We start from the raw sequence: 25,198 nt of genomic DNA on the forward strand, positions 1-25,198 counted from the left end.
TATACTTGTATATTACTGCGCCGATCCTTCTTCAACAATGGCTCTGATTATCATATTTGTGTCTAGAATTGATATACACGTCATTATAAAAAAAGACTGCTAACCTCAGCATTACCTGCATGGTCAACAGTCCTTGCTCATTGGACTACAAATTTATAAGCGTCTATTTCTATTCCAACCGCACTCTTACACTGTAATCTAAAAAAACGTTTATATTTCAGCAACCGCTTCCACATTGTAAAAAGCCAGCATCGGCAAATAAGTCCCCGTATCAATCAGCATCTGAGATGCCGGATTCGTCTGATATGCACCGTGAACACTAAGTTTGCCGCTAGGCTTTCTCGTTAATTTAAGCAACACTTCATTGCTTGATATAATTGTCCAGCCGTTCAATAGAATAGCACCCTCTTCGTCCTCTATACCAAACAAATCCGCTTGTGGATTTATCGCAAATAGTCGTTCCGATACATGCTTAAAGCGCAGCTTAATGGCATGTGAATCCGATTCATGTTCCTGTATGTAAATGGCATATTCCAAATTAGGCGGGTACGCCTGCCGCTGTAAACCATAAACCACTTGCAATGCTATATTCGCCGCACGGCTCCCAATTATTAAATTTCCTGCAGGACTGTTGTGAATATCGTCAGACATCGGACAATCAAGTGAAGGTATGACAGAAACCGAGGGTATGGATAATGCAGCTTGCCGCTGTGCTTCGCGTACCTTCCCCCATTGTTTGTCGTGATGCTCTTTGTCTTCTTGAATATTGGTGAAGCGGTTAAGCTGGACCGTTACAAAGGGAAGCTCAGCTATGTTCAATTCCTTACGCCAATATTGAACAACCTTTGTAAAACGCTCCAAGTAAGTATCGGCGCTTTCAGAATTGCAGTCGGAACTGCCTTGGTTCCATACCACGCCAGCCACTTTGCCGCCGCAGCGCTGCACCGTTTCGATCATATTTCGATAAAGATGACCTTCTTCATCAGGATTCCAAGCACGAAGCGCAGAGCCGCCAAGAGCCGTTTGTACGAAACCAATAGGATAATGGAGCTCATTTTGCAACAACTTGCCAAAATGCAGCCACGGACTATGTGCTGGATTTACCAACTCCATATTCACCTCATGGATCGTTGCCGTGGAGTCGTTGAACGGATGCGCTGCGAGATCCCACAATCCGTTATTTCTTAGCAAATGAACCCCTAGCATCGGACTATCTTCTACCGTTCCTCTTCCATAACCTGCCGCATTGCTTTGACCGGCTATGATCCATAAATCTCCGACACCGATATGATGGATCATATCTCCGCGAATCGCTCCTGAACCAAGTAGCGCATTCTGATCATGCTGCAAGCAAGTTTCCAACCGGTATAAACCACCAGTCGGAACATGTAAGGTCACTCGCCATCCATTCTCACCCACCATTTCACATGGTGTCCAGCTTAATACATCTCTACCGTTATGCTCATGAACTACTCTTGCAAACACCTGGAATGGACCAATGAGCACTGCACGGTCCACTTCCCAAGTGCCCGATAACGCAAGCTTGCCTCTTCCGTCTTCTTGCTGAATAATTTCCCAAGCTAAAGGACTTTTCTCCAAAAAAACGCCAAATGACATGATCAACAAAACCGCCTTTCCTATTTTGTTCTCCTTACAATAGTACTCTTCTTCTTGAATGACTTATATAACAAGTTGGCAATTATTTATTCATTAGTTATTTCTTTATGCGCGGCCAAATGTTTTGAAAAAAAAAAGTGAAACAAAAAATGGAAATTTTTCGTTTAGAATATAACATACATCATCGGCATCTATACATTCGGACCAATTTAATACCCCTTCAAACAATTGTAGTAGCCTAAATGCTTAATAAGGAGTGCTAACCTTTGAAAAAACGTATTTTCACGAAAGTATGCCTTGCTGTTTTATTAGCATTATCACTAACACCTCTCAGCAATTTAAAAGCTGCAGAAAGCAGTTCCAATTCGCTTGCAGGATTTACTCAGGTCGAAATGGCTGGTAACGTAGCAATAGCGTTAGACAACCAAGGAATGGTATGGGCATGGGGCAATAACTTTGCTGGACAACTGGGAGATGGAACAATTGGTTTCAAATCAGCTGCGGTACCTGTATTTAGCGACGTTACTAAAGTTCAAGTCACAGGCTTTTACAGCCTCGCACTCAAAAGAGACGGTACCGTTTGGTTTTGGGGCGGGAACGGTGATGGCGTAAGCGGTTTTGATACCTATGATACAAACGCACAAGCTATTGTAACAAAACCTAAAATGGTTAATGGTCTTTCAGATGTCATCGACATTGCTGCGAAAGAAGACCATATTCTAGCATTAAAATCAGATGGCACGGTATGGACATGGGGGAACGGCGGGTTGGGTCAATTGGGCCGCATGGACATCAGCGCCTATAAGCCTGAAGATTATCGCAAACGCGTCAGTGAACAAAATATTCCAAAGCAAGTTGCAGGACTAAAAGATATTGTCTCCGTCCACGCAGGAAGCTTCCTTTCAGCAGCAATTAATGCGAAAGGAGAAACATGGATTTGGGGTCATTACAATGGATGGGGCAGCGATACAGGAGATTTGATGAGCCCATTTAAGCTACCTGGCATTTATGCTAAAAAAGTTTCTGCCACATGGGAAAAATCGATTATACTCGGTACAGATGGTACGGTTTGGGAAATAAACAAAGGTTTAAAACTCAATAAACTTATAACATCGGCTTCTGATATAAGCTGTGGAACATTTAGCTGCGCAGCACTTCATTCCGATGGAACGTTATGGGGTTTATATAATAATTCCAAGGATCTAGTTGATCCATCACCCATTGCAGGCATTTCAAATGTGAAACAATTTGCGATCCATTCACTTAATCAAGATTCTTTTATTATTTTGAAGGCAGACGGAACTCTATGGTCTAAAGTGCCATTCGGATATGGAACAGGCAGTGAAACCATTATGGACTATTACAATCAAATGAATATTCCTTCAAGTGAAATGGTTTCAAAGCTGCGCCAAGTGAAGAAAGCCATCACCGTTAAGCTCGACGGAAAGACGATAACGCTCACTTCTAATCCCTATATTTACAAAGGCGTTACTTTCGTTCCGCTTCGCAGTACATTTAATGAACTAGGTGCAAAAGTGGAATACGTAAAAGGGAAAATGACCATATCGGATACTAACCATACACTGAATCTCACCATAAGAGAGAAAGAAGCATTTATCGATGGCAAGCCGATAACATTAGACTACCCTCCAATGATTATTGATACGATGACCATGGTTCCCTTGCGTTTTGTTATTGAAGGCCTTGATCGTAAAATTGATTGGGATCCCGATAATCGAGTTATTTCCATAAGTAAATAAACAAAAGCCACCAGACCTATTGAGCTGGTGGCTTTGATTTCCATTGTCGTTACTGTAAATAAAAAATGCTAATTAATTTGGTCTAACGATCCTCTTCGCTTTTGCAGCTTCCAACCAGCTCGGAAATTCGTTTAACAGCTGATCATACAATAATTCATCCGATACAGCTGCTATATCATCCAAATGTATAAAGTTTGCGTTATCGACAATCCGACCTTCCATGGTGTCTAGCTGTTTCAACACTTCAAAATCGGAATGACCAAGGCCAACGAACTGCCAGAAAATCGGCTGAACCGCTGCGGCAGTTATGACCTTTTTAATTGGTTTGACGACGCCGCCATCGTTAATGAATATAATAAATACCGGTGTGGCCGCTTCCTCTTCCACCGTATATTTACGAATGACATCTTCCATAACTGGAGGTTCATTGTTGCGGCCAAACTTATGTATGTGGTTATTATCCAAAATCTTACGTTGGACGTATTGATCAAAATCTTTTTCTGAAACAGAAGGCAATCGGCTAAAATGAGTATCATAAACCCAGACATCGAGCATCCCATTATCATCAAATTTACTGGCAACCGCGAGGATTCGTTCCACTACCTCCTGTACGGTGCCATTTCTGTATAATGACTGCATAGAACCTGAAATATCAAGTACAATGCCTACTCTAGCCGCAACACTCGTTAATTTTTTCTTCTCCAACGTAATTTGGACGATCTTTTTCCGCAAATCAATGGATGATAAAGTCATTTCGGCTGCAGCAGCGGCTACCTCTGCTTCTTCCCTCTCAATCTCTAGACCGTAGCTTGTACATAACGCTTCAAGCCCTCCGTAAAAACCGCTCCCTATTGCGTTAAACTTCCACTCACCGTTATATCTATACAATTCACCGACGACTACGGCCGTTTCCTTTGTAAACGCCAAGCCATAATCAAATCGGAACAACTCTTCATCTGTACTTCCATTTACTAGTCGAATATATAAATGCGATACGTTTTGCATAAAATGGCCAAACCGTTCGCCCTCATGAATGGTCACTGTAAAAGCTATTTTTTCCGTATTTTCACTCAGCCGCTTCAAGTGTATCGTGATTGCTTCCTTGTCACCGCTCTTCTCTGTCACATCATGCGAAATAGATCCATCCTGTGCTTGTGGATTACCATAAAATATAAAATGTTCATCTCTCTCGCAGATATTTCGATCAGATAATAGAAAAGCAGCAGCATCGATGCTCATCGATGTTTCTCTAGTCGTCCAACCAAATTGAACTCTCACAGATGTAAGTTCGCGTCCTCTAGTGATATCTACCTTTTGACCCTTCGACAATAACATGCATCCCGCTCCATTTCGATTTAACTAGTATTCTTCACTCTATTATCTACGAAACTATGGCTAAAGTCCTCCTCCAAACTATCCATTTTCTTCAATTTGTTCGTTTACAAAAGGATATAATTATTATAAAATTCTTTATAACGAACATTAAGTTCGCCATTAGAGCGGGGACGGGAGGTGTTGATGTCATGTCCAAATTCAAAAAAATCTTATCACTTACGTTGCTGATCACCATCTGTATGTATCCTGCTTCCGCATTTGCTGCATCCAGTAAAGAACCATACGATGAAAAGAAAGGTTTTTTATCAAGTATCTTGTCTGTGTTCTCCATTACGAAAAGTACAAATAACAGCAGCAACAACAGCAATAATAACAAGCAAAACAACAACAAGAATAATAATAACAATAATCATTCAAACCAACCAAGCAAAAATAAGAACGACAAAGATTGGGACAAGAAAGGCTGGTTTGACTGGTTCGACAATGATGATTGGTTCGACAATGATGATTGGTGGGAAGATATCTGTTGGTGGGATAAGCATAAGGACGATTCATTCAAAATTTGGGAGCGTTATTATTGTTATTAATACCAGCTTGTCCGGTAACCGTTGGTTAAAACCAGCGGTTATTTTTTATTTATACTCCTATAGGAAATTTATATGGAATATATTGTCGAAATAGATTCGCTCAAATCGTATAAGCTTTCCGATAAGAGGACGGGTTCATGCCAAACGATTTCTTGAAGCTTTTGCTCAAATGATGCTCATCCGTAAATCCGCATTGCTCCGATATTTGCGCAAGCGTAAATGAAGAATTGACTAGCATAAGCTTAACCTTATCCATTCTTAGATTGGCGGCGTAAGAACTTGGTGTCGTTTGAAATTCCTGCTTAAACAGCCTGGTCAATTGCACTTGGCTGAGGCCGAGCTCCATCGCGATCGCCTTCAAGGAAACGCCCTCCTCCGCTTGCTGCTCAAGCATATGTACCACGCGCTGCAAGACCTGGTTCTCGCTATATAAATAATTTGTTTTACGATTCATGCTTTCGATCTGATAGACATACATCAAATCCCTTAACAGATGTTTCTTGTATTCTAGCACCAGATTATCCCTCACATAACGAGCTTCGCGAAGCAAAGAAAGTGTAGAACTCATTCTTTTTTTGTTGAGTAGAATAAGCTTTCCTGTAGGGGGCAAAGTGGTGTTGTCCTCCCCGGCAGCGCTATCTGCATTCCGCCACTGAAACCCGATGAGGTGAAATGACAAGCCATCTGTTTTGCGGTAAAAGGTCATATGGGGTGGACAAAGCACCATCTCCCCTTTTACAGCTCTCTCGCTCCTCGAATTTCCCATTCTATACTCAAAGCCGCCTTCTTCAACAATGAATAAAGCCCAGTGATCGTAAGTATCCTCTGTCTTCTGAAAATGCGCAGCATCCTTCACGAACACATGGTAAATCAGCTCGGGCTCGCGAAACCTAGGCTTGTCCAATCCCATCATTCCTTTTATGAAATTATTTACAAGAAAGTTGATTGATCTATACATTATACAACGAAAATTTGTCGCATATAATTAAATTAATTACAAGAAGGAGGAGAAGCTAATGCGTACAGCTTCGCTAAATATTCCAGAATTAATGAGCCGTTTTCATGAACAAGGATACTTGGTTTTACCCGATATACTTTCACAGGAAAAGGTATCACTCCTGAATGCAGCTATCGATGAGGTCCTTGCAGAGGAGGAAGATACGTTTGCTCATAATATTTATAACAGCGTCTCTCGGCATACTGAAATTGCCTCATTGATCGATCACGAAGAAATCCTTCCCTTAATCGTTAATTTGCTTGGACATAATATTCAGCTGCATATTTCTCATCTGACCGTGAGAAAACCAAATCCTAATGATATAAAGACGGCTTCCCATAGCTTTATCGATTGGCATCAAGACGGCCCTCATCCACAGTTTCCGGTTATTGCAGGCTTAACAGCTACTTATTATATAAAAGTCTGTTACATTTTGAGCGATATGACACAGCCGAACCGCGGCAATACAAAGATTATTCCGGGCAGCCACAGGCAGCCCTATAATCCTAACCATAAGGATGTGCGCCAGCAATTGGATGGCGAGGTACAAGTGTGCGGAAAGCCGGGTGATGTATTCATTTTCGCACAAAATTTATGGCATGCCGGATCGATCAATCAATCCGAATTTACGAGAAGGCAGCTCTTTCTCGGCTATAGCCCGATCTGGATGCGTCCAATTGACTATCATCAGGCAGACGAGCATCTATTAATGGATGCAGATCCGATCCGCCGTCAACTGCTTGGACAAATCAGCGACAATAAATTCAAATTTTATGTCCCGGAAGAATCGATGGTACCGCTCAAAAAGATGGTTATCGACAGTGTCTAATATTCGGCATCAAATCGAGAAGGAGGGGCGGCTAGCCCCTGACCTCTGTCGCCATTGTAGTGACAGTGAGCAGACCGCCATTAAGGCGAACTGCTCATCTCCTGCCTTTCAACGTGTATCTATTAAGCTCCGTTCTCTTGCGCTTTAGTCTTTGGCTCCGGAGTCACTGGATTCGGAGCTGCTTCAGGCTTTCCCGGCTCTGGCGTTTCACTAGGTACTGGCACTACCGTTTCACTAGGTTCTGGCGTTTCTGTTGACCCAGGCTCCACGATTTCAGTAGGCATCGGTGTCTCCACCTCCGGATCAACGACTGGAGCAGATGTGACTGTAACGATGCAGCTGGCTGTAAATAAACCATCCATCGTCGTTACCGTTATCGTTGCCGTACCCACTCCGACAGGCGTAACTTCCCCTGCATTTACTGTCGCAACATTCGGATCGCTTGTTGTCCACGTAACCTCTTTACTCGCAGCATTCTCTGGCGTCACCGCTGCAAGAAGTGCAACTGCAGGGTCACCCGCAGTCATCTCAAGTAGGCTCCTGTCAAGCGTCACACCGCTAACGCTTGCTGAACCAGCGCCGCCGATCAACATAGGCTTAAATAGTTTAGACTGTTTATTGGACCCGATGCCTCCGCCCCACTCCAGCCATCCTTTGCGTCCATTGCCGTCATTCTCATTCACAAGAGCGGAGAAGCTTAGAATCCCGTCACTCGGAATAATCGGCGACAATTCCGTCCAAGGCAATGCGAGCCGGTAGATCGTATCCTTATTTGTTTCATCTCTCGTAATCTGGAGCTGGCGATTTGTAACCGGTCCGGTCAATACACCACTCATCGCCATCCACCGATATAATTCCGGTCCGTCTGGTGTCAGCGCCATTCCGTATTCATACCATTCCGCCGCCTCTCCCGGCGTTCCCAAAGAAATAGCGAATTGAATGCTGTCTCCGCTCCAAATCGCATCTCCTGATTTGGTTTGCGAGAATAGATCGTCATGGATCTTTGCCGACAGATAGAGATGGTCATTATCATACGTAACCCATAGCTTACCGCTCAAATCCTCCGGCCCATTATGCGGCACCACTCTTGAATGGCCTTCCTCAAACAGGTCGATGCCAGGGAGATCGGTTACATCGTCTATCGACCCATCCACCTGCACCGTGCGGTTAATGATGGGCGTCATACTTGCGATAGTGATATTGCTCAAGTTGCCTGAAGAAGACAATACGGTGCCATCATCCAAATTGACGGTAAGCTGGTGAGGCGTTAAAGTTCCCTCTATCAATGCAGGAATTGGAAGATCAATTGTATAATCCGTAAAACCAGGCAGCACCGTATTATAAGTTTCTGATTCGGTGTTCGCACCCACCTGCCAATTGATCTGTGTTAACCGCCTATCGACCGGTTTTGTATTATCGATTCGAACTCTCAGGAAGTTACTGCCCTCCTTCAGGACATGTTTGACAGAAAGCTCCTCTGATTGCTTGATCACCACTGTATTTTTTAAGGCGCCGATTTTTTTGCCGCCAACGACAAGCTCCGCCGTTGCTGTGTAGCTGCCAGGCTCACCTATTCCTTGAAATACGGCAGGATAGGTACCGACAGAAGAAGCCTGTATATTTTGAACTGCTCCTTGCAATTGAATGCGAGCGCTTAGCGGATTCCAAGATGATGCTTTGTATACGGATAACGTTACGCTGATAGGATCACCAGTAAAGGATGGTTCGCTCTTCAGCCTATATTTGCTTCCTTGAATGACTTTATCGATTTTCCCTTGGATGAATAGAGGTTCGCTTGAAGCCGTAATGTAAATTTCCCCGTCCTTCGGCGTATAGGTAGCTGAACGGCCCATCATGTCCGTTACGACCAGCGGTCCATTTGTTTTCAAAGTCAGATCGGTTTCGGTATCCGTCCCTGACCAAAGCACATGAATCGATTTCTGGTCCTTCTTAAATTTATAGCGATAGATGCCGTTTGTAATCTCCTGACCGGTTAAGCTTGCGCCAGTCAACTGCCGCGCTACCGTCGCTAACGCCACATAACCCGGTTTTGGCGTATACGCGCCGAGCGGATCACCGCCATTATGAATAATACCGAAGTTATGCTCGTTATATTTTTTATCCGTTCCGTCGTCCATCAGATCGTACCAGAAGATTTTCTCCACTCCTGCTGCCATGCCAAGTACATAGGTGCGAATCAAATAGGCAGCCTGCGTCTTCTCATCCACCCCGCGGGGGTCAAGCTGCGTCGGCCATCCAATTTCCGAGAACCAGATGGGTTTCGTCTGTCCGTTGTTATAGGTTTTCACCAGTTCGTTTAACGAGGTTACCTCGTTAAGCAGTCCTTCCGGCTTGTCGGGATAACGGTAAGGATGTACCGATAAGGTGTCCATGTAGTTTAACCCGCCGAGCTGGAACAAATCTTCAAGCCACTCGGCTGGAATACCTGCGGTCGCGCCTCCAAGCACATTCAGATCGGGGCGCACCGATTTGGCAGCCTCATAACCTGCTTTCATTAGATTGTAGTATACATCGGGCTGTGATGCAGCCGGCCCATTCCCTCCAAATCCGGGCAAGTTGAACTCGTTCCACATCTCTCCCCATTTGATTTGGCCGCCGAATCGGTTCAGTACGGATTTCGTATAATTCGCATAGGCGGCGTGAGCTTCTGCTGAATAAGGCGTTTGGAAATTATCATAAAATTGATTGGAAAAAGCGAAGGTCATCAGCGGATCGATGCTGTTCTCCAGTAGCCCCTCCATATAGAGTGTAAATTTGGGGTTATAGGTGTAGATGCCTTTTTTTAGCTCGATCTCAGACCAAAACATCGCATCCCTCACGCTTTTGGCTCCTGCATACTTGACCAAAGGAAGCATCTCGCGGTTCCAGCTATGTGCAAAATGTGTCTGTACGCCAAACGGTGATGCCGTCACCGCTGTCAAATCAAACGTTGGCACCGCTGCGAATGTCGTCTCTGTTGTTTTAAGCAAAGTCCCCGCTTGATAAGCTGATAGTTTTAAACGATAATAGCCATCTGATTGTACCGGCACCTCAAGCCTGATCTTTCCTCCGGTAACCGGCGAGCGACCAGTTAAACCGGGCTCACTCCAAGCATCATAGGTTTGCCATGTGACGGTATCCCCCGTTGTTAATACATCAAAAGTGCCTTTGCTTGCACCAGCAAATACGTTGCCAACCTGCGTTTGAGCGATGGCTAGGTCAGGTACGGTCACCTTGATTCGGAGATCGTCGAACCATACCGAGCCGCTCTTAAGCCCCGTGCGCAGTCCCGCCCGTGCTACCTTGATCGTCATCTTCTTAAGCGACGGATGAAAGGCTCCGTCATTGGCGCCTCCCCAGTGCGTATATTCGCTGCCGGCATTAAAAGCATTTACGGTAACCTTCTGCCAATCCGTTGTCGGCTGAAGCACCAGCCTTTGCGAGTGGTTTTGGTTCGTTCCGTCCATTAGTACAATATAAATCGATGCAGCATCCGCAGTTTTCACCCAAAAGGATAAGCTTACCGCATCCGCCGGAACTATTCGTTTCGTCAGATACCGCTCCAGTGCAACGTAAGAGCCGCCGCCATTAAAATCGCCAGTCACCTTGGCCGCAGAAAGACCTGTTTTGAATACAGTCTGATCTCTTGTAAAGCTTCCTTGCGCACCGGGAAATTCGGCGCCCAGCAGGAAGTCCCATACTTCGTCGGAGCTCTCATAATCGCCAGCTTGCAGCTCTGCGACCACCGCTTCTGCAGCCGCTGCATGTTCTTTTTTGCCAAGCGTACCGGATGCCGTCATGATCAATGCAAAGACGAGGAATAATGAAAAAACTTTTTTCATGGTCATCATTTTCCATCCATCCTTTGCTACTCGGATCGGCGATTAACCCTTCCCGAAAAAGTAATGACCGCATTCGGGAAGGGCCTTCCCCTCTACTTCAGATGCTCTTTGTTCGTTTCATACCACTCCTGCACTAGCTTCTCCACATTTTCACCGCCCAAACGCTTCCATTCCTTGCGAATATCCTCCATTCCAGCCTGCGGTGTAAGCGCGCCTCCTCCAGTTACGATCTTGGCTTCAATTTGCTGCGCAATCGGAGCGAAGGTAGCAATCAGTTGGCTGACCTCAGGCAGATCAGGATTATAGGCAATGTCCCGTCTGTATTTATTTTTCATCGCAATCTCAAGACCTGCAGCTTTAAGCACGGCCTGCTCTTGAGAAATCGGATCCTGTGCCGCCATCACCGCATACCATTCCGGCTTCGGATCCCATTCGTTCAAGATCGCATACTCTCTTGCATAAAACACTTCCTTCTTGAACTTATCAGCGTCGGTCTTCTGCGGAACTTCTCCCACGAGTTTATAATGAACGTCCTTCTCTCCGATTCTGAGCGGCTCCCAGCCCTTCTCCAACATCCAGTCCAAAAATTTGACGCCTGCTTCGATTTTGTCCTCTTTCATATTCGTATTAAAAGCGATATACATATTGGCCGGCACTTCCTGATAAAGGCCATTTTTTCCATACTTCGAAGCGACAGGCTCCAAAGGCACAACTTTTGCATCCGGCACATTTTTTTTCAAATCAACAAACTCTGCGCCCATTGACCATGAGCCAAGATAAATACCAGACTTTCCTGTCGTCCAAAGCTGCAGCGAGCGCTGAAAATTCGTATCCGTAATGTATTCCTTATCAATTAACCCTTCGTCAAAAAGCTGCTTCTGCAAAGCAAGCGAATCGGTATACCGATCCAGTATCCGGCCGAAAGTGAGCTTGCCATCTTCCAGATACCATTGGTTCTCGTTATTGAAGAAAAGGGCTCTTAAAATTTGCACTCCGTTGTAATTAAAGGTGATTGGAACCGTGTCCGCCGTGCCGTTGCCGTCCAGATCGCCCTCTTTGAACTTGCGTGCAACCTCAATTAATTCTTCAACAGTTGTCGGAGCTTTCAAGCCCAGCTTATCCAACCAGTCCTGACGAATCATAATGCCATGATTGGCTATCGTTTCTTGTCCACGTGCGCTTGCAATCGCATACATTTTTCCATTAATCGTTAGGAAAGGTTTAAGCTCTGGATGCTTAGCCAAATAAGCTTTGTACGTTTTGCTGTATTTTTCGATATATTCGTCAATCGGCTGAATCGCGCCTTGTGCAGCGAGCTGGCTAATATAGCTGCGGTCATATTCCCATATGAGATCCGGCGCCGTACCCGATGCGATCAGCGTGTTTAATTTTTGCTGTACCTGCGTACGCGGCACGGGTACCCATTTGACCTTTGCAGGAGCATTTTCATTGATCCACTTCGTCCAGCGGTTGTTTTCGTAGCTGCCTTCATCCGACGACACTTCGCCCCGGTCAAGGATCGATACGCTAATCTCTTTCTTTTGTTCTACCACTGGTGCTGGCACATCGGTCTTATTCGGTACAGCAGAAGGTTTATTCGGCTCGGTTTTCCCCGTGCAGCCAGCCAGCAGTACAACAATTAAACTAGCCATCATGATCAAATGGCGGATTTTGTTCCATTTCATCAAATACATCATCCCCTTTTCCTTATTAACCTTTAACCGAACCGATCAAGACACCTTTTACAAAATGTTTCTGAAGAAACGGATATACGCATAGAATCGGCGTGACCGCAATGACGATGGCCGCAGCTTTGATGCCTTCGGGCGTTAACAAGATTTGCCCCGCACCCTCGCTTCCCCCAGTATTGTTAAGCAGGCTTGCATCCACTTGATTAATCATCTGATATAGCTTCACCATCAAGGATTGTGACGTCGTTTTTGTGATATAAAGAAGAACGCTGAAATAGGAGTTCCACCAGCCAACGGCGTAGAACAGCGACAAGGAGGCGATGATCGGCTTGCACAGCGGAAGCATGATCTGCATTAAGACCCGCCAATCTCCAGCTCCGTCCATAGCAGCCGACTCTTCAATTTCATCAGGAAGGCCTTCCATAAACGTTTTCATCACGAACATGTTATATGTGCTGACTAGCCCAGGAAGCCATAATGCCCAGTATGTGTCCATTAAGCCCAGCGTCTTGACGAGAATGAAGCTCGGAATGATCCCAGAAACGAATAACATCGTGAACGTAACAAACATTAGCAGTCCGCTGCGTCCCATCAAGCGGCGTCTTGAAAGCGGATAGGCAGCAAGTATCGTCATGATCATGTTCAACGCGGTACCAACAACTGTGATCAAGACCGTATTTCGCAAGCCGATCAAAATTTGTCCGTCATCAAAAAGCCGATCGTAAGCATGCAGGTTGAATTCAATTGGCCACAGCATCACTTCTCCGGCTGTAATTGCCCGGCTGCTGCTAAAGGATGCCGCCACCTCGTACCAAAGCGGGAACAGAGCGATTAAGGACGAGAGGCCAAGAAACGTATAAAGGATGATTTTGCTAATCGATGACAGCACAAAAGATGCGGCAGCATTCCTTTTCACCGTTACCATAACCCCCTTTCGCCGAACTTTCGGATGAGCCCGTTAACGCCTACGACTAGAATAAACCCAATCAAGGATTGGAATAACCCAAGCGCTGTCGTGTAGCTGTAATTCATATTTTGCAAGCCGACCCGGTATACGTAGGTGCTGATGACATCCGCGACATCCAGCACGGATTGGTTTTGAAGCACCAGCGTTTGTTCAAGGCCAACATCCATCATATGCCCCATCCGAAGGATCAATAAGATGGCAATCGTGCTGCGAATGCCGGGAAGCGTAATATGCCAAATTTGCCGCAGCTTGTTTGCACCGTCGATTTTGGCTGCTTCATAAAGCTGGGGATCAATTGAAGCCATCGCTGCTAAATAGAGAATCGTCCCCCAGCCCGCTTCGCGCCAAATACCGGATAACGTATACACAACAGGCCACCAAGTCGAATCCGCCATAAAATAAACGGGCTCGATGCCAAATTGTTTTAAAATCAGATTCACAACGCCTGTGCTCGGCGATAGGATCGCAATAACGATTCCGCCTAGCACAACCCAAGAAATGAAGTGAGGCAAATACAACAGGTTCTGGATCGTCCTTTTGTACCATTCTCTGCGCACCTCGTTAAGCATCAGGGCAAGGAGGATAGGTACCGGAAAACCAAATACGAGACTATAGATGTTCAGCAGCAGCGTATTTCTAAGAATTCTCCAAAAATCCAAGCTTGCGAACAGCATTTGAAAATGATGAAAACCAGCCCATTCGCTTCCCCATATTCCATCAATAAACCGGTAATTTTTGAATGCGATAATCTCGCCCGCCATCGGTGCGTATTTAAAGATGACATAAAACAAGATGACAGGCAGAAGCATCAAATATAAGTGACGATCCCGCTTAAGGCGTATCCAAATCGTCCTCCCCCCCTTTATGTTCCGTCTACAATTCGATCGTACACAAAGCTCGGGAAGCTGAATATAGACATGTTCTGTGCCAGGTGTCTTTTATTGTGAAAAGGCCCAGTCACCTTTCTTGAACAGGTTCATTCTTTTGCTGTGAAACGGAAGAAATCCCACCATTACAAGTAAAAACACCTTCAGCATCCTCTGGATGTTGAAGTATATTTGATGGAGAAATATAAGCTCTCTATAAGCTGACAAACTTATAAATTCTTATATTACAATGAAAAAACCGGAGCAACGCCTCCGCTTTGGAAGTGTGCCACCGCTCTTACGTTCGCTCTGTGTCTTGCCCTGGTTGTTTGCTGATGGCTTGCTCGCGGAACTCTGTCGGTGTCATCCCTGTAAATTTTTTAAACGTCCGCAGGAAGCTGCGGGTATTCATATATCCAATCGCTTCGGCGATGTCGTTCACCTTTTTATCCTTATGAGCAAGCAGTGCTTTCGAGGCGTCAATTCGAATTTCGATTAGATAGTCGATAAAATTTCGCTCGGTATATTCTTTAAACTGCTTGCTAATATAGGTTGGGCTCAAATGAAACTGTTCAGCGAGCCGATCGAGCGACAAATCATTTTCGTGGTAATGGGCTTGAATGTAGGTAAGCATCCGCTCAATCGTGTCATTTTTCCCTCTCAGGCTTCGTTTGCTCGTAAGCTTAGCAGCCAGCTCCTCAAGAACAGCGAGGACGAGGGACTCTGCTTGCTTCCAATCCTCACTGTGCTCTATCTTCTCATAAATGCTGTCCAAGTTGCCCATCGACTCCTCAGGACCGATTCCGATTGCATCCGCAACCTGCAGTGCCTTCACGATTAAATCGAACGAAAACTGGCGGATGAGGTCAGGAGGCAAGCCTAGTTCCACCGCCTTCTCGAAGGCTTGATGCACATCCTCCTTTATTTTATCCGTATCCGTCTGCTTGAGCGCCTCCATAATTCGAGTTGCCTTCCGGTTCAAACGGTAATAGTCTTGACTGTCCGGCGGTTGCAAATCCTCGATTGAAATGACGGAATGGCTGCCAAAAAGCATCTTGTAGCGGAGCGCCTTTCGCGACTCGCCGTAGGAGCTTTGAATATCGCCGAGTTCCTTGACTCCTCTGCCAACACCCACCGTGGCGACTAAGCCGAATTGCTTTTTAATTACCTCAAGTATCCATTCCAAAATTGCGAGCGCGCGCAAATGGTTTTGTTCTGCTTCGCCTTCTGCGAAGCTAAAGACAAGCGCCGCTCGTCCGCCGCCTAAATCGATTGCGACTCCAGCATCCTCTTTGCCCATCATCTCCTCCGCCACGTTGCAAAACACATACGTATACAACGTTTCATCACGCGGGCTTAAGCAGCCTTCTGGTTTGCCTATTTCTGCTGTACATACAAGGTAGCGCTCTGAATAGAGTTTAATGCCTGTAAATTCAAAGTGATGCCGCAAAGCTTGGTAGTCCGTTCGGTAGCCGGTCAGCATATCCATAATCAATCTCCATTTGAGCACGGATTTGGAATCCCGCACATGCTTCTCCAAATGCTCCCGATCCTCCATCATTTGCTCAAAGACCGTCTCCAAATAAGTGAACCCCGCCGTATCAAATCCGCGCTTCTTATCCGGTTGATAGGTGCCTGAAAGCTTGCTGACCAGTCGATCAAGCGGCTTGAAAGTTAATCGATTGACGTAGAACAATACAATTAGCGCTAGAACGATCATTACGCCAGCTAATATAAATAAAAGATTGCGGGTAATCTGAAGCGGCTCGTAAATTTGTGATTCCGGCATGATGCTGACCATTTTCCACCCCGTATAGGCGGAAGTCCTGTAAAATACGGTTTGCGGTTCGCCGTTCAGCTTGACTGATAGGGAGCCGCTGCCTTCTGCTGCGAGTACATTTTTCATATAGGGCAATTGCTTAAAATTTTGGTAAAGGAGCGTTTTGTCATCGTGGCTGACGACTTTTCCATCTGTATCGAATATAAACAAATGTCCAGCCGAGCTTTCCTCATACACCGATTTAATCATATCATAGAGAACAACCTCGTTAATGTTAACGGCAACGATGCCGTTGCGATAACCGGGACTGCTGAGCGTTGGGTAGGAGCGCACTAGTGTGACAACGTTTTGAGTTGTCGTTCCATCCCACACCGGATGGGTCGTCATCCACTTGAAATAACCCGGCATGTCCATATAATCAGCCAGCCAGTTGTCTACCGATGAAATATCATTCATATAAGCCTTTTCGGTCAAAATATCGCCGTTTACAGCAGAGTAAACGAAAATGGATGAGAAAGTGGGATTGGCGTTAATAAAGTTTTTTAATTTTGTCGTAAGCCCATAATAGTTGCTGTATTTTTGGGCATCGTCATTGTAGCTATCCAGCATGAAGTAAACGAATTCGAGCTCTTCCATAAGCGCGAGTAAATCTTTCTCGGTTTGACGGAACGCCACTTCAATCTTTTGGTCAACTTGCTTGAGTAGCGCGAGATTCGTATTGGTCAGATCGGCCTCAAGCGGACCGACTGTACCCCGGTAGGACAACCAAAAGGTTAAAACAATAATCAGCAGAAAAGTGCTTCCGTAAATGATCATCACTTTTCCCGAAATGCTGGATTTCATTCCAAACCTCCTCACGGGATGCAGCTTGTTCATTACTATATGCATCATATGAGTTTGGCATTATACATTCATAGCTTCTCTATCAGGATTGAATACAAATTCTTCTGCTTCTATAAAAACTGTGGAAGGGTATCCTACTCGCCTTAAGCGATATGGAAACTTCCAAAATACAAAAGCTAATTGATGCGTTCAGAAGTTAATTGCGTATTAGTTATGATTTCTTAAATACGAATCAATTTGTATCTATTGTACATGAGCTAGAGTGGCATATTAATGCGCTTTCAAGAAGGAATGCTCTGTATTCAAATAAAAAACCACAGCCACGTTATCGAAATATCGATTGCAGATGATGGAATAGGAATGGACGAAGAAGAATTGGGGCAACTGTTGGATGAGAAGTATAACGAACAACGAGGAATAGATTTATTGAATACGGATCGCCGATTAAAACAGTTATATAGTCATGGACTTGTCATTGCAAGCAAACATAATTTTGGAACCACGGTAACATTCCAGATTCCCAAAAATGAATAAATAAAAAAAGCGACATTGCCCACCAAGGGTAAGTCGCTTTCTGTTTATTTGCCAAAAGTACCTGGTTTGATTTTTTTTACATCATACATATTTACCGATGAATCAACGATATATGAAGGACGCTGCTCATCTTTTTTGTTCCGATGGCCAGCAATATGGACGGGATCTTTCTCCCAATTTTTCCAAGCTTCATCAGACTCCCAACGGATCATAATAACAACTTCTTCCGTTTCTTTTGCTTTTCTATTCACCATAATATTAATATCGATAAGACCTTCCTTGCCATCAATATAGCCCTCTTGCCCAAAATTGTCGACAACTTGCTGTGAATTTCCCTTTTCCACTACAATTGATCTCAATTGAATGAACACAGAAATCCCTCCTATATCATTTTAAAAACTACCATTTAACTATATCGATAACGATTCTCATTGTCAAATATACATTGTTAAAATGTTCCTATTCAGGCGACTTATTTTTCTTCCCTCCCCTTCTTATTTAAATAAACGACTAAAATTTTATTAATCGTCAGCAAGTAACGACTAACATGTCAAAAAAATGATAAAATAGATGATGATAATACCAAAAAGGCGGAGATTACATGGGACATCCATTCATTATTGAACCGATATCGTACATTAGCTTCGAAAACGAAGCAGAGCAAATAGAAAAATGCAAGGAATGGGGTTTGCTTTCTGAGAAGGCTGCCAAAACAAAAGTATTTTTCTATAAAGGAAACGGCGTGAATCTCGAATGCACTATTATTGGATATGTGGATAAAATGACTGCTGTCATTTCGTTTGAAAATGAACAAAAGCATTGTATTCACCCCTCCTACTTAAAGGAAATGCAAGCTTCTAGTTATGGCCAGAAGACTTCCAATGCAGTTGAAGAGATTGCACCTGTACAAGAGATTGAAGCTGATAAAATTGACGTTCTGCTAGACACATCACAAAATAATGATGCAGCAGCGATTTCGGAGACAATACCAGCGCCTGATTCCGTTGAAGAAGTACATAAAGAACCTAAAGCAGCAGCTGCTCCAAAGGAAAAAACCAAAAAAGAAAAGGCACCAAAACTGCAGCTCCCTGAAGATAAGATCAAGATGGTCGCAACAGTAAAAGAATTTACGACTGTACCTAACAATTTTTCTGACACAGATGACGAGGTTGTTATTTACAACGCAGTAGCCATTCAAGATCCTGCTATGGAGATCGGCGATGCGTGGTCCAGCCATAGTGCTACTCTCAAAAAGCTAGAGCTGGCAATCGGCGACATCCTTCATTTTGAAGGAAAAATAGTCGCTAAAAAGCTTACTAAGCACCCTGTTCCTTACAAAATCAATAACCCTGCAAAAATTCAAAAAGAAAAATCAGAATAAACCCATTCATATTTGAGGTATACCATGAGCTTTGCTTCTAACCTACAGGAGTAAAGCTTTTTTCTGATCCAATTTTATAGTTTAAAACTATAAAGTAGATAGGAATAATATATTTCACTTATATACAATCTTTGTGTGAGAATATGGTTACCAATAGTTAGGGGATGATATTATGCCTTCCGGCCAATTTTGGAAAACCGAATTATATGACAACAAACTGGGTTTTGTATCTGAGTACGGGAAGGAAGTTGTTGAATTATTAAGTCCTGCCCCAGGCGAGAAAATATTAGATGTAGGGTGTGGCACCGGAGATTTGGCCTATGAAATATCGAAAACGGGAGCAACAGTTGTAGGCATGGATTTTTCTACGGAAATGATTGAAAAAGCACGAGTGAAATATCCAACCATTCATTTTTTCACTGGAAATGGTGAACAGTTTCAGTTAGATGAATCATTTGATGCTGTATTCTCTAATGCGGCATTGCATTGGATGAAAAATGCGAAACAAGTGGTTGAAAATGTGTGGAATGTGCTAAACAGCGGCGGCAGATTTGTTGCTGAGTTTGGCGGCAAAGGAAATGTTAATCGAATAGTAAAAGCAACAACAGCTGTGCTTGATGAGGATTATGCTATTGATGCAGAAAAGTTAAATCCTTGGTTCTTTCCGAGCATTTCAGAATATAGCGCTCTACTTGAACAACAAGGCTTTCGAGTAACTTATGCCGTTCTTTTTGATCGGCCTACGAAGATGGAAGACGGTGAAGAAGGACTAAATCACTGGTTATCTGGTTTCGCAAATCATTTTTTCGCTAATGTATCGGAAGAAGATAAAAAGTTACTATACGCTAAAATAGCCACAAGAGTAAGAAATGATTTATTCCATGATGGTACATGGTATGTGGATTATGTGCGGATTAGAGTAAAAGCTATTAAGCCATAACTTTAAAGCCCCTATAAATAGAGAAAAAACTGCTGCTTAACCTTGTACGGTTTTAAGCAGCAGTCTTCTCTATTAAGAAGCAATCAGATGATAGGATGATTAACGAATACGATAGCTGAGATCGTTCCAACGAAGCTCGTTGCGAACACTGCGTACCGTTGAATGCTTATCGATTACTACGGTTTCAATGCCAACTTGATCCGCCCAGTCCACAAGCTGCTCAGTCGTTACGACATATGAGAATACGGTGTGATGAGCGCCGCCAGCGTAAATCCAGCTCTCTGCTGCTTCTCGAAGCGATGGTTCTGGTTTCCACAACACACGAGCTACTGGAAGCTTCGGCATTTCATGAGTAGGCTTCACTGCATCCACTTGGTTAATGATCAAGCGGAAACGATTGCCTAGATCGATGAGTGAAGCATTAAGCGCAGCACCAGAGCGTCCATCGAATACAATCCGTGCTGGATCCGCTTTGCCGCCGATGCCAAGCGGATGAACTTCGATTTTTGGACGGCTATCCGCGATTGTAGGACATACCTCAAGCATATGTGATCCAAGTACGAGCTCGTTGCCTTCTTCTAGATGATAAGTATAGTCCTCCATAAATGAAGTACCTTTGTTATTGGCAATCAACTTCATCATACGAGTAAGTGCAGATGTTTTCCAGTCGCCCTCGCCGCCAAAGCCGTATCCTTGCTCCATCAAGCGCTGAACTGCAAGACCTGGAAGCTGCTTCATGCCATGCAAATCTTCAAATGACGTAGTAAATGCGGAGAAACCGCCCTCTTGTAAAAATGCTTTTAAGCCAAGCTCAATGCGAGCTTGCTCGCCAATGGAAGCCCATGAAGCCGCATTGCCTCGTGTCTCTGACGAGATATCGTACTGCTCGTTATATTCCTCAAGCAGCTGCTTCACTTCTGAATCTGAAACTTCATTCATACGAGCAACAAGATCACCAATGCCATAACCATTAATCGACCAGCCGAATTTGATTTGCGCTTCAACTTTGTCGCCTTCCGTAACCGAAACTTGACGCATATTGTCTCCGAAGCGAGCAACCTTAAGATGACGGCCTTCATTAACTGCAATTGCCGTTCCCATCCAGCTGGCAATGCGGGAACGAGTAACGCCATCCTCCCAGTGACCCGTAACGACTTTACGCTCAAGTCCTAGACGGGAAAAAATATGTCCGAATTCACGGTCGCCATGCGCGGATTGATTCGTATTCATAAAGTCCATATCAATCGTTTCCCAAGGAATGTCACGGTTGAATTGAGTATGAAGGTGTAGTAATGGCTTACGCAGCTCAGACAACCCATGAATCCACATTTTTGCCGGTGAGAAGGTATGCATCCAAGTGATGATGCCTGCACAGTTCTCATCCGCTTTCGCTTCTAAGCAAAGCTTGTAAATTTCTTCTGGAGTTGTTACTACAGGTTTAAATACAATTTCGGATGAAATAACAGAATCATCATTCAACGCCGCAGCAATAATACGTGAATGCTGTGCAACCTCTTCTAATGTTTCTGGTCCGTACAAGTGCTGGCTGCCGGTAACAAACCAAAATTGATAGGGCTTAACTTGTAACATGGAATGGTTCCTCCTCAAGTTTTGCGAATGCAAAACAGCTCCGTAAGCATCCGCTTCAAGTTTTGCGAATGCAAAAACAGCTACGTAAGCATCCGCTTTAAGTTTTGCGAATGCAAAACAGCTACGTAAGCATCCGCTTTAAGTTTTGCGAATGCAAAACAGCTTCGTAAGCATTCACTGAGTAATAAACGTAATTTTAGAGATAACGCCTCTTCTCAACTTGTACGGACATTAGTGCTAGTTATCACTGGTATGACGATGCACTTGTACATACAACTTGACTCACGTTTATCATACTCCGAACCATAAATGTTTTCAATATGCAGCCTCTATAAAATTTCTAAAGAAAATCAAATTTGTTCCAGTCGGTATGTATAGCCGCAAAATGAACAACGAAATAATACGCTTTTATCGCCAACTTTGATAGTAAGCCTCTCGTCGTCCTCGATTTCAATGTACTCTCTGCCCTGCTCGTCCCGATCTCCCGTAGCAAACATTACTGTTTTATTCCCGCACTCGCACTCAAAACTCATCATGATATTGTTGCTCCTCTATTATTGTAGATTTACTAAATTATGCTCTTTTTTACACTGATTTTTGCTCTGTCAGCAACAGCATTTACTTATTCGCTGTAATAAACAGCCATTTTCATAACTTACGAATAAATACCAGCCTCTAAATGCGTCGGTTTCATTGCTTCATTGTGTTAGCTTCGATATAATTATCGTTGACATTATTATATTACAAAAACAAGGTCAAGGAAGGGTTACGAATAACATGTACATAGCAGATAAATGGGTAGACTACGAGGTTATAGATACAGGAGACGGAGATAAGCTCGAACGTTGGGGCAATTATACACTCCGCCGTCCAGATCCACAAATTATTTGGCCGATCACAAATGAAACAGGTCTTTGGAAAAATGCCGATGGCCATTACCATAGAAGCAATTCCGGTGGCGGTCAATGGTCGATGAGCGAATCATTGCCTGAGCGCTGGACAATTTCTTATGGCGAACTAAACTTCCATATCAAGCCGACAAACTTCAAGCATACAGGATTATTTCCAGAGCAAGCCGTTAACTGGAGCTGGATGATGGACAAAATCCGTAATGCAGGACGTCCTATTCGTGTCTTGAATCTCTTTGCCTATTCGGGCGGTGCCACCGTTGCAGCCGCAGCAGCAGGTGCTGAGGTATGCCACGTTGACGCAGCTAAGGGTATGGTCCAATGGGCAAAAGATAACGCCCAGCTGTCTGGACTTGAGTCCGCTCCAATTCGCTATATTACGGATGACGTGTTCAAATTCGTTCAACGCGAACAACGCCGTGGCAAGCAGTATGATGCGATTATAATGGATCCACCTTCTTATGGACGTGGCACGAATGGTGAAACATGGAAGCTCGAAGAAAATTTGTTTCCATTCTTACAATCCTGTACATCGATTTTGTCTGACAATCCATTGTTCCTACTCATCAACTCCTATACAACTGGATTATCGCAATCTGTTCTGCACAACCTGCTGCATATGACAATGAATGCCAAGTATGGTGGCGAGATCAACTGTGGAGAAATCGGATTGCCGATTACGAAATCCGGCCTTAATTTGCCGTGCGGAATACTGGGACGTTGGGAGTCTAAGTAATGACGATCAAGGTTCTGTTCGAGGACAATCATGTAATAGCTGTCGTTAAACCGCCTGGCGTCCTCTCACAAGAGGATGACACCGGCGATGCAGATATGCTTACCCTGCTTAAGCAGGATATAAAGGAACGATACAACAAGCCGGGAAACGTCTTTCTCGGCCTCGTTCACCGTCTTGACCGTATGGTTGGCGGCGTTATGATTTTTGCCAAAACCTCAAAAGCTGCGTCCAGATTATCCGAATCGGTTCGCAGTAGACATTTTGGCAAAACTTATGTTTGTGTTGTACAAGGTACGCCAAAACAAACTCAAGCGCGTTTAACTCATTATATTGTAAAGAACAGCAAACAAAATCAAGTAACCGTCTATAACAAACCCATGAATGAGGCTAAAGAAGCGATTTTGGATTACGAGGTAGCAGCTGTATCTGGCCGTTATTCATTGATTGCGGTGAAGCTGCATACCGGAAGGCCTCATCAAATCCGTGCACAGCTTGCTCATATCGGCTGTCCGCTCGTAGGTGACCTGAAATACGGCGCGAAACCAACAAGCGGCATATCCGAAATTGCGTTATGGTCAACCTCGGTTTCAGTCCCTCATCCTATAACAAAGGAATGGATGAGTTTTCGTTCTGTTCCAACCGGCTCTGATGTTTGGAATTGGTGGACTAGTTCGCAGCTAGAAGACGCCTCCAGTATGCTAAGCAATACGTAACAAGGAAGGACGAAATACTAATGCGCCGTAAAAGGCACCGAAAAACAAATTCTATACTATTATTACTAAGTTTACTTGGCTTACTGGTTATATTTTTAATGCCCTCCATTTACGAGAGGGCTTCTGCACCTGCCAGCTCGCTTCCTACAGCTTCAATTGACCCCACTCCTACTGAGCAAGCAGTCGTAACCCCTTCACCATCTCCTGAACCGACAGCACCACCAGAGCCTGTTTTTGCCGATGCCGTATGGATGGCCGTAGGCGACATCATGATGCATACGCCCCAGCTGCCCGGAGCTTTTGACAAGAAGACGAATCGATATAACTTCAAGCCGTTTTTTGCAGAGGTTAAACCGATTTTGGAGCAAGGTGATTGGGTTATTGCCAACCTAGAAACACCAATTGCTGGTGTGGAATATGGCTATACTGGATACCCAACGTTTAATGCGCCAACCGAACTTGGAGAAGCGATCAAGGATGCTGGATTTAACTTAATAACAAATGCCAACAATCATTCACTTGATAAAGGCGAGTCAGGTGTGTTTCGCACTCTCGAGAATTTAAAGAAGCTTGGTCTTCCAAGCAAGGGAACAGCCGCATCACAAGAAGAAGCAGACCAAGCTGTCCTATCCGAGAAAAATGGCATCGTGATGGGATTGTTAGCTTACACCTATGGAACAAATGGCATTCCAATTCCTGAAGGCAAACCTTACCTCGTTTCGCTTATTGATGAAGAGAAAATTAAAGCAGACATCATACGGCTGCGTGAAGCAGGTGCTGACTTTATTACCGTTTCTCTGCATTTCGGAACTGAATATCAGATTATACCGAACGAAGAACAAAAACGTCTCGCTCGTTCGCTTGTCGCTGCGGGTGCAGATATTATTGCCGGTTCGCATCCCCATGTTGTCCAGCCCTATGAAGTGCTTGAAACAACCGATGAGAATGGTCATGTAAAAAAGGGACTTATTATTTATTCTATGGGAAATTTTATTTCTAATCAGCGGGGCGAATCGAAGGATTACGGAGTTATTTTTAAAGTTAATGTTCGTAAAAATATGACAGAAGGCACAGTTACTATCACTGATGTTGAATCCATTCCGACATGGGTGCATCGCTACAAGCCAGATCGTTCCTTTCGATATCGCATCTTGCCAATCGAAGAAACATTAGCTGCTTCAAATGATACCTTGCTAACGCAAGCCGACTACGAGGTGCTCCAAAAAAATTACGATATGCTGCGCAATCGGCTCGATTCTATGAAATAAGCGTTGAATAGCGA

At 44.2% G+C, this 25,198-nt stretch carries 21 protein-coding genes and 1 pseudogene; 9 read left to right on the forward strand and 13 right to left on the reverse strand.

Going from position 1 to position 25,198, the window contains the following annotated elements:
• Window positions 1–210 precede the first annotated feature (210 nt).
• On the reverse strand, window positions 211–1,617 hold the full coding sequence (locus AC0VYE_RS18605; RefSeq protein WP_475442525.1) for a sialate O-acetylesterase: 1,407 nt from the start codon (window positions 1,615–1,617) through the stop codon (window positions 211–213).
• 266 nt (window positions 1,618–1,883) lie between these two features.
• Between AC0VYE_RS18605 and AC0VYE_RS18610 the strand changes: the two genes are divergently transcribed.
• Window positions 1,884–3,377, forward strand: a complete 1,494-nt coding sequence (locus AC0VYE_RS18610) for a stalk domain-containing protein (protein WP_475442526.1) — start codon at window positions 1,884–1,886, stop codon at window positions 3,375–3,377.
• A gap of 72 nt (window positions 3,378–3,449) precedes the next feature.
• On the opposite strand, the gene AC0VYE_RS18615 is transcribed toward AC0VYE_RS18610, so the two are convergent.
• The gene (locus tag AC0VYE_RS18615) at window positions 3,450–4,130 is read right to left on the reverse strand and encodes a vWA domain-containing protein (RefSeq protein ID WP_475449638.1); all 681 of its coding nucleotides are present in this window, start codon (window positions 4,128–4,130) and stop codon (window positions 3,450–3,452) included.
• Between the two features lie 63 nt (window positions 4,131–4,193).
• A pseudogene (locus AC0VYE_RS18620) lies at window positions 4,194–4,712 on the reverse strand (TerD family protein); the annotation flags it as partial.
• 188 nt (window positions 4,713–4,900) lie between these two features.
• Here AC0VYE_RS18620 and AC0VYE_RS18625 point away from each other — a divergent pair.
• Complete coding sequence (locus AC0VYE_RS18625; RefSeq protein ID WP_076265753.1) at window positions 4,901–5,299, forward strand: hypothetical protein; 399 nt, start codon at window positions 4,901–4,903, stop codon at window positions 5,297–5,299.
• A 100-nt stretch (window positions 5,300–5,399) separates the two neighbouring features.
• Here AC0VYE_RS18625 and AC0VYE_RS18630 read toward each other — a convergent pair whose 3' ends face one another.
• Window positions 5,400–6,203, reverse strand: coding sequence for a helix-turn-helix domain-containing protein (locus tag AC0VYE_RS18630; RefSeq protein ID WP_475442527.1), 804 nt, complete (start codon window positions 6,201–6,203; stop codon window positions 5,400–5,402).
• 112 nt (window positions 6,204–6,315) lie between these two features.
• Between AC0VYE_RS18630 and AC0VYE_RS18635 the strand changes: the two genes are divergently transcribed.
• Window positions 6,316–7,125: a phytanoyl-CoA dioxygenase family protein gene (locus AC0VYE_RS18635; protein ID WP_076265752.1), complete on the forward strand. Its 810-nt coding sequence runs from the start codon at window positions 6,316–6,318 to the stop codon at window positions 7,123–7,125.
• A 122-nt stretch (window positions 7,126–7,247) separates the two neighbouring features.
• On the opposite strand, the gene AC0VYE_RS18640 is transcribed toward AC0VYE_RS18635, so the two are convergent.
• From AC0VYE_RS18640 to AC0VYE_RS18660, 5 genes are all read right to left on the reverse strand, one after another.
• Window positions 7,248–10,976 carry an Ig-like domain-containing protein gene (locus AC0VYE_RS18640; RefSeq protein WP_475442528.1) on the reverse strand — a complete coding sequence of 1,243 codons (3,729 nt, stop codon included), beginning with the start codon at window positions 10,974–10,976 and terminating at the stop codon, window positions 7,248–7,250.
• An 83-nt stretch (window positions 10,977–11,059) separates the two neighbouring features.
• Window positions 11,060–12,652, reverse strand: coding sequence for an extracellular solute-binding protein (locus tag AC0VYE_RS18645; protein ID WP_475442529.1), 1,593 nt, complete (start codon window positions 12,650–12,652; stop codon window positions 11,060–11,062).
• Between the two features lie 25 nt (window positions 12,653–12,677).
• Window positions 12,678–13,574, reverse strand: coding sequence for a carbohydrate ABC transporter permease (locus AC0VYE_RS18650; RefSeq protein WP_475442530.1), 897 nt, complete (start codon window positions 13,572–13,574; stop codon window positions 12,678–12,680).
• A 2-nt stretch (window positions 13,575–13,576) separates the two neighbouring features.
• A complete protein-coding gene (locus AC0VYE_RS18655; RefSeq protein WP_475449640.1) occupies window positions 13,577–14,434 on the reverse strand; it encodes an ABC transporter permease in 858 nt (285 codons plus the stop codon).
• 355 nt (window positions 14,435–14,789) lie between these two features.
• Window positions 14,790–17,114 (reverse strand): helix-turn-helix domain-containing protein, encoded by a 2,325-nt coding sequence (locus AC0VYE_RS18660; RefSeq protein WP_475442531.1) that lies wholly within the window; start codon window positions 17,112–17,114, stop codon window positions 14,790–14,792.
• 273 nt (window positions 17,115–17,387) lie between these two features.
• Here AC0VYE_RS18660 and AC0VYE_RS18665 point away from each other — a divergent pair, with 273 nt between their 5' ends.
• Window positions 17,388–17,648 (forward strand): sensor histidine kinase, encoded by a 261-nt coding sequence (locus AC0VYE_RS18665; protein WP_475442532.1) that lies wholly within the window; start codon window positions 17,388–17,390, stop codon window positions 17,646–17,648.
• Between the two features lie 44 nt (window positions 17,649–17,692).
• Here AC0VYE_RS18665 and AC0VYE_RS18670 read toward each other — a convergent pair whose 3' ends face one another.
• Window positions 17,693–18,019: an antibiotic biosynthesis monooxygenase gene (locus tag AC0VYE_RS18670; RefSeq protein ID WP_076265747.1), complete on the reverse strand. Its 327-nt coding sequence runs from the start codon at window positions 18,017–18,019 to the stop codon at window positions 17,693–17,695.
• A gap of 230 nt (window positions 18,020–18,249) precedes the next feature.
• Here AC0VYE_RS18670 and AC0VYE_RS18675 point away from each other — a divergent pair, with 230 nt between their 5' ends.
• Both AC0VYE_RS18675 and AC0VYE_RS18680 read left to right on the forward strand, forming a co-directional pair.
• Window positions 18,250–19,029, forward strand: a complete 780-nt coding sequence (locus tag AC0VYE_RS18675) for a hypothetical protein (RefSeq protein WP_475442533.1) — start codon at window positions 18,250–18,252, stop codon at window positions 19,027–19,029.
• A 172-nt stretch (window positions 19,030–19,201) separates the two neighbouring features.
• Window positions 19,202–19,969, forward strand: a complete 768-nt coding sequence (locus AC0VYE_RS18680; RefSeq protein ID WP_475442534.1) for a methyltransferase domain-containing protein — start codon at window positions 19,202–19,204, stop codon at window positions 19,967–19,969.
• 99 nt (window positions 19,970–20,068) lie between these two features.
• Here AC0VYE_RS18680 and araA read toward each other — a convergent pair whose 3' ends face one another.
• Together araA and AC0VYE_RS18690 are read right to left on the reverse strand one after the other, a co-directional pair.
• Window positions 20,069–21,559 (reverse strand): L-arabinose isomerase, encoded by a 1,491-nt coding sequence (gene araA, locus AC0VYE_RS18685; protein WP_475442535.1) that lies wholly within the window; start codon window positions 21,557–21,559, stop codon window positions 20,069–20,071.
• A gap of 350 nt (window positions 21,560–21,909) precedes the next feature.
• Entirely contained in the window at window positions 21,910–22,095 is a 186-nt protein-coding gene (locus tag AC0VYE_RS18690) for a hypothetical protein (RefSeq protein WP_076265743.1), read from the reverse strand.
• 241 nt (window positions 22,096–22,336) lie between these two features.
• Between AC0VYE_RS18690 and AC0VYE_RS18695 the strand changes: the two genes are divergently transcribed.
• On the forward strand, window positions 22,337–23,203 hold the full coding sequence (locus AC0VYE_RS18695) for a class I SAM-dependent methyltransferase (RefSeq protein WP_076265742.1): 867 nt from the start codon (window positions 22,337–22,339) through the stop codon (window positions 23,201–23,203).
• The gene (locus AC0VYE_RS18700; RefSeq protein WP_076265741.1) at window positions 23,203–23,916 is read left to right on the forward strand and encodes an RluA family pseudouridine synthase; all 714 of its coding nucleotides are present in this window, start codon (window positions 23,203–23,205) and stop codon (window positions 23,914–23,916) included. Before AC0VYE_RS18695 ends, AC0VYE_RS18700 begins: the two co-directional genes overlap by 1 nt.
• Window positions 23,917–24,025: 109 nt before the next feature.
• Here the strand turns inward: AC0VYE_RS18700 and AC0VYE_RS18705 are convergent, their stop codons facing one another.
• Window positions 24,026–24,187, reverse strand: a complete 162-nt coding sequence (locus AC0VYE_RS18705; protein WP_256710754.1) for a hypothetical protein — start codon at window positions 24,185–24,187, stop codon at window positions 24,026–24,028.
• Here AC0VYE_RS18705 and AC0VYE_RS18710 point away from each other — a divergent pair.
• Entirely contained in the window at window positions 24,186–25,184 is a 999-nt protein-coding gene (locus AC0VYE_RS18710) for a CapA family protein (protein ID WP_256710753.1), read from the forward strand. The genes AC0VYE_RS18705 and AC0VYE_RS18710 overlap by 2 nt on opposite strands.
• Window positions 25,185–25,198 lie beyond the last annotated feature (14 nt).

Source organism: Pristimantibacillus sp. Z349TD_6, assembly GCF_056173205.1.

Excerpts from the sequence above, each read along its gene's own strand:
- AC0VYE_RS18625 (WP_076265753.1), top strand. The coding sequence starts at position 4,901 with ATGTCCAAATTCAAAAAAATCTTATCACTTACGTTGCTGATCACCATC.
- AC0VYE_RS18655 (WP_475449640.1), bottom strand. The coding sequence starts at position 14,434 with ATGCTTCTGCCTGTCATCTTGTTTTATGTCATCTTTAAATACGCACCG.
- AC0VYE_RS18695 (WP_076265742.1), top strand. The coding sequence starts at position 22,337 with ATGTACATAGCAGATAAATGGGTAGACTACGAGGTTATAGATACAGGA.
- AC0VYE_RS18645 (WP_475442529.1), bottom strand. The coding sequence starts at position 12,652 with ATGAAATGGAACAAAATCCGCCATTTGATCATGATGGCTAGTTTAATT.
- AC0VYE_RS18680 (WP_475442534.1), top strand. The coding sequence starts at position 19,202 with ATGCCTTCCGGCCAATTTTGGAAAACCGAATTATATGACAACAAACTG.
- AC0VYE_RS18640 (WP_475442528.1), bottom strand. The coding sequence starts at position 10,976 with ATGATGACCATGAAAAAAGTTTTTTCATTATTCCTCGTCTTTGCATTG.
- AC0VYE_RS18675 (WP_475442533.1), top strand. The coding sequence starts at position 18,250 with ATGGGACATCCATTCATTATTGAACCGATATCGTACATTAGCTTCGAA.
- AC0VYE_RS18665 (WP_475442532.1), top strand. The coding sequence starts at position 17,388 with ATGCGCTTTCAAGAAGGAATGCTCTGTATTCAAATAAAAAACCACAGC.
- AC0VYE_RS18615 (WP_475449638.1), bottom strand. The coding sequence starts at position 4,130 with ATGACTTTATCATCCATTGATTTGCGGAAAAAGATCGTCCAAATTACG.
- AC0VYE_RS18660 (WP_475442531.1), bottom strand. The coding sequence starts at position 17,114 with ATGAAATCCAGCATTTCGGGAAAAGTGATGATCATTTACGGAAGCACT.
- AC0VYE_RS18635 (WP_076265752.1), top strand. The coding sequence starts at position 6,316 with ATGCGTACAGCTTCGCTAAATATTCCAGAATTAATGAGCCGTTTTCAT.
- AC0VYE_RS18710 (WP_256710753.1), top strand. The coding sequence starts at position 24,186 with ATGATGCATACGCCCCAGCTGCCCGGAGCTTTTGACAAGAAGACGAAT.
- AC0VYE_RS18705 (WP_256710754.1), bottom strand. The coding sequence starts at position 24,187 with ATGATGTCGCCTACGGCCATCCATACGGCATCGGCAAAAACAGGCTCT.
- AC0VYE_RS18605 (WP_475442525.1), bottom strand. The coding sequence starts at position 1,617 with ATGTCATTTGGCGTTTTTTTGGAGAAAAGTCCTTTAGCTTGGGAAATT.
- AC0VYE_RS18700 (WP_076265741.1), top strand. The coding sequence starts at position 23,203 with ATGACGATCAAGGTTCTGTTCGAGGACAATCATGTAATAGCTGTCGTT.
- araA (WP_475442535.1), bottom strand. The coding sequence starts at position 21,559 with ATGTTACAAGTTAAGCCCTATCAATTTTGGTTTGTTACCGGCAGCCAG.
- AC0VYE_RS18690 (WP_076265743.1), bottom strand. The coding sequence starts at position 22,095 with ATGATGAGTTTTGAGTGCGAGTGCGGGAATAAAACAGTAATGTTTGCT.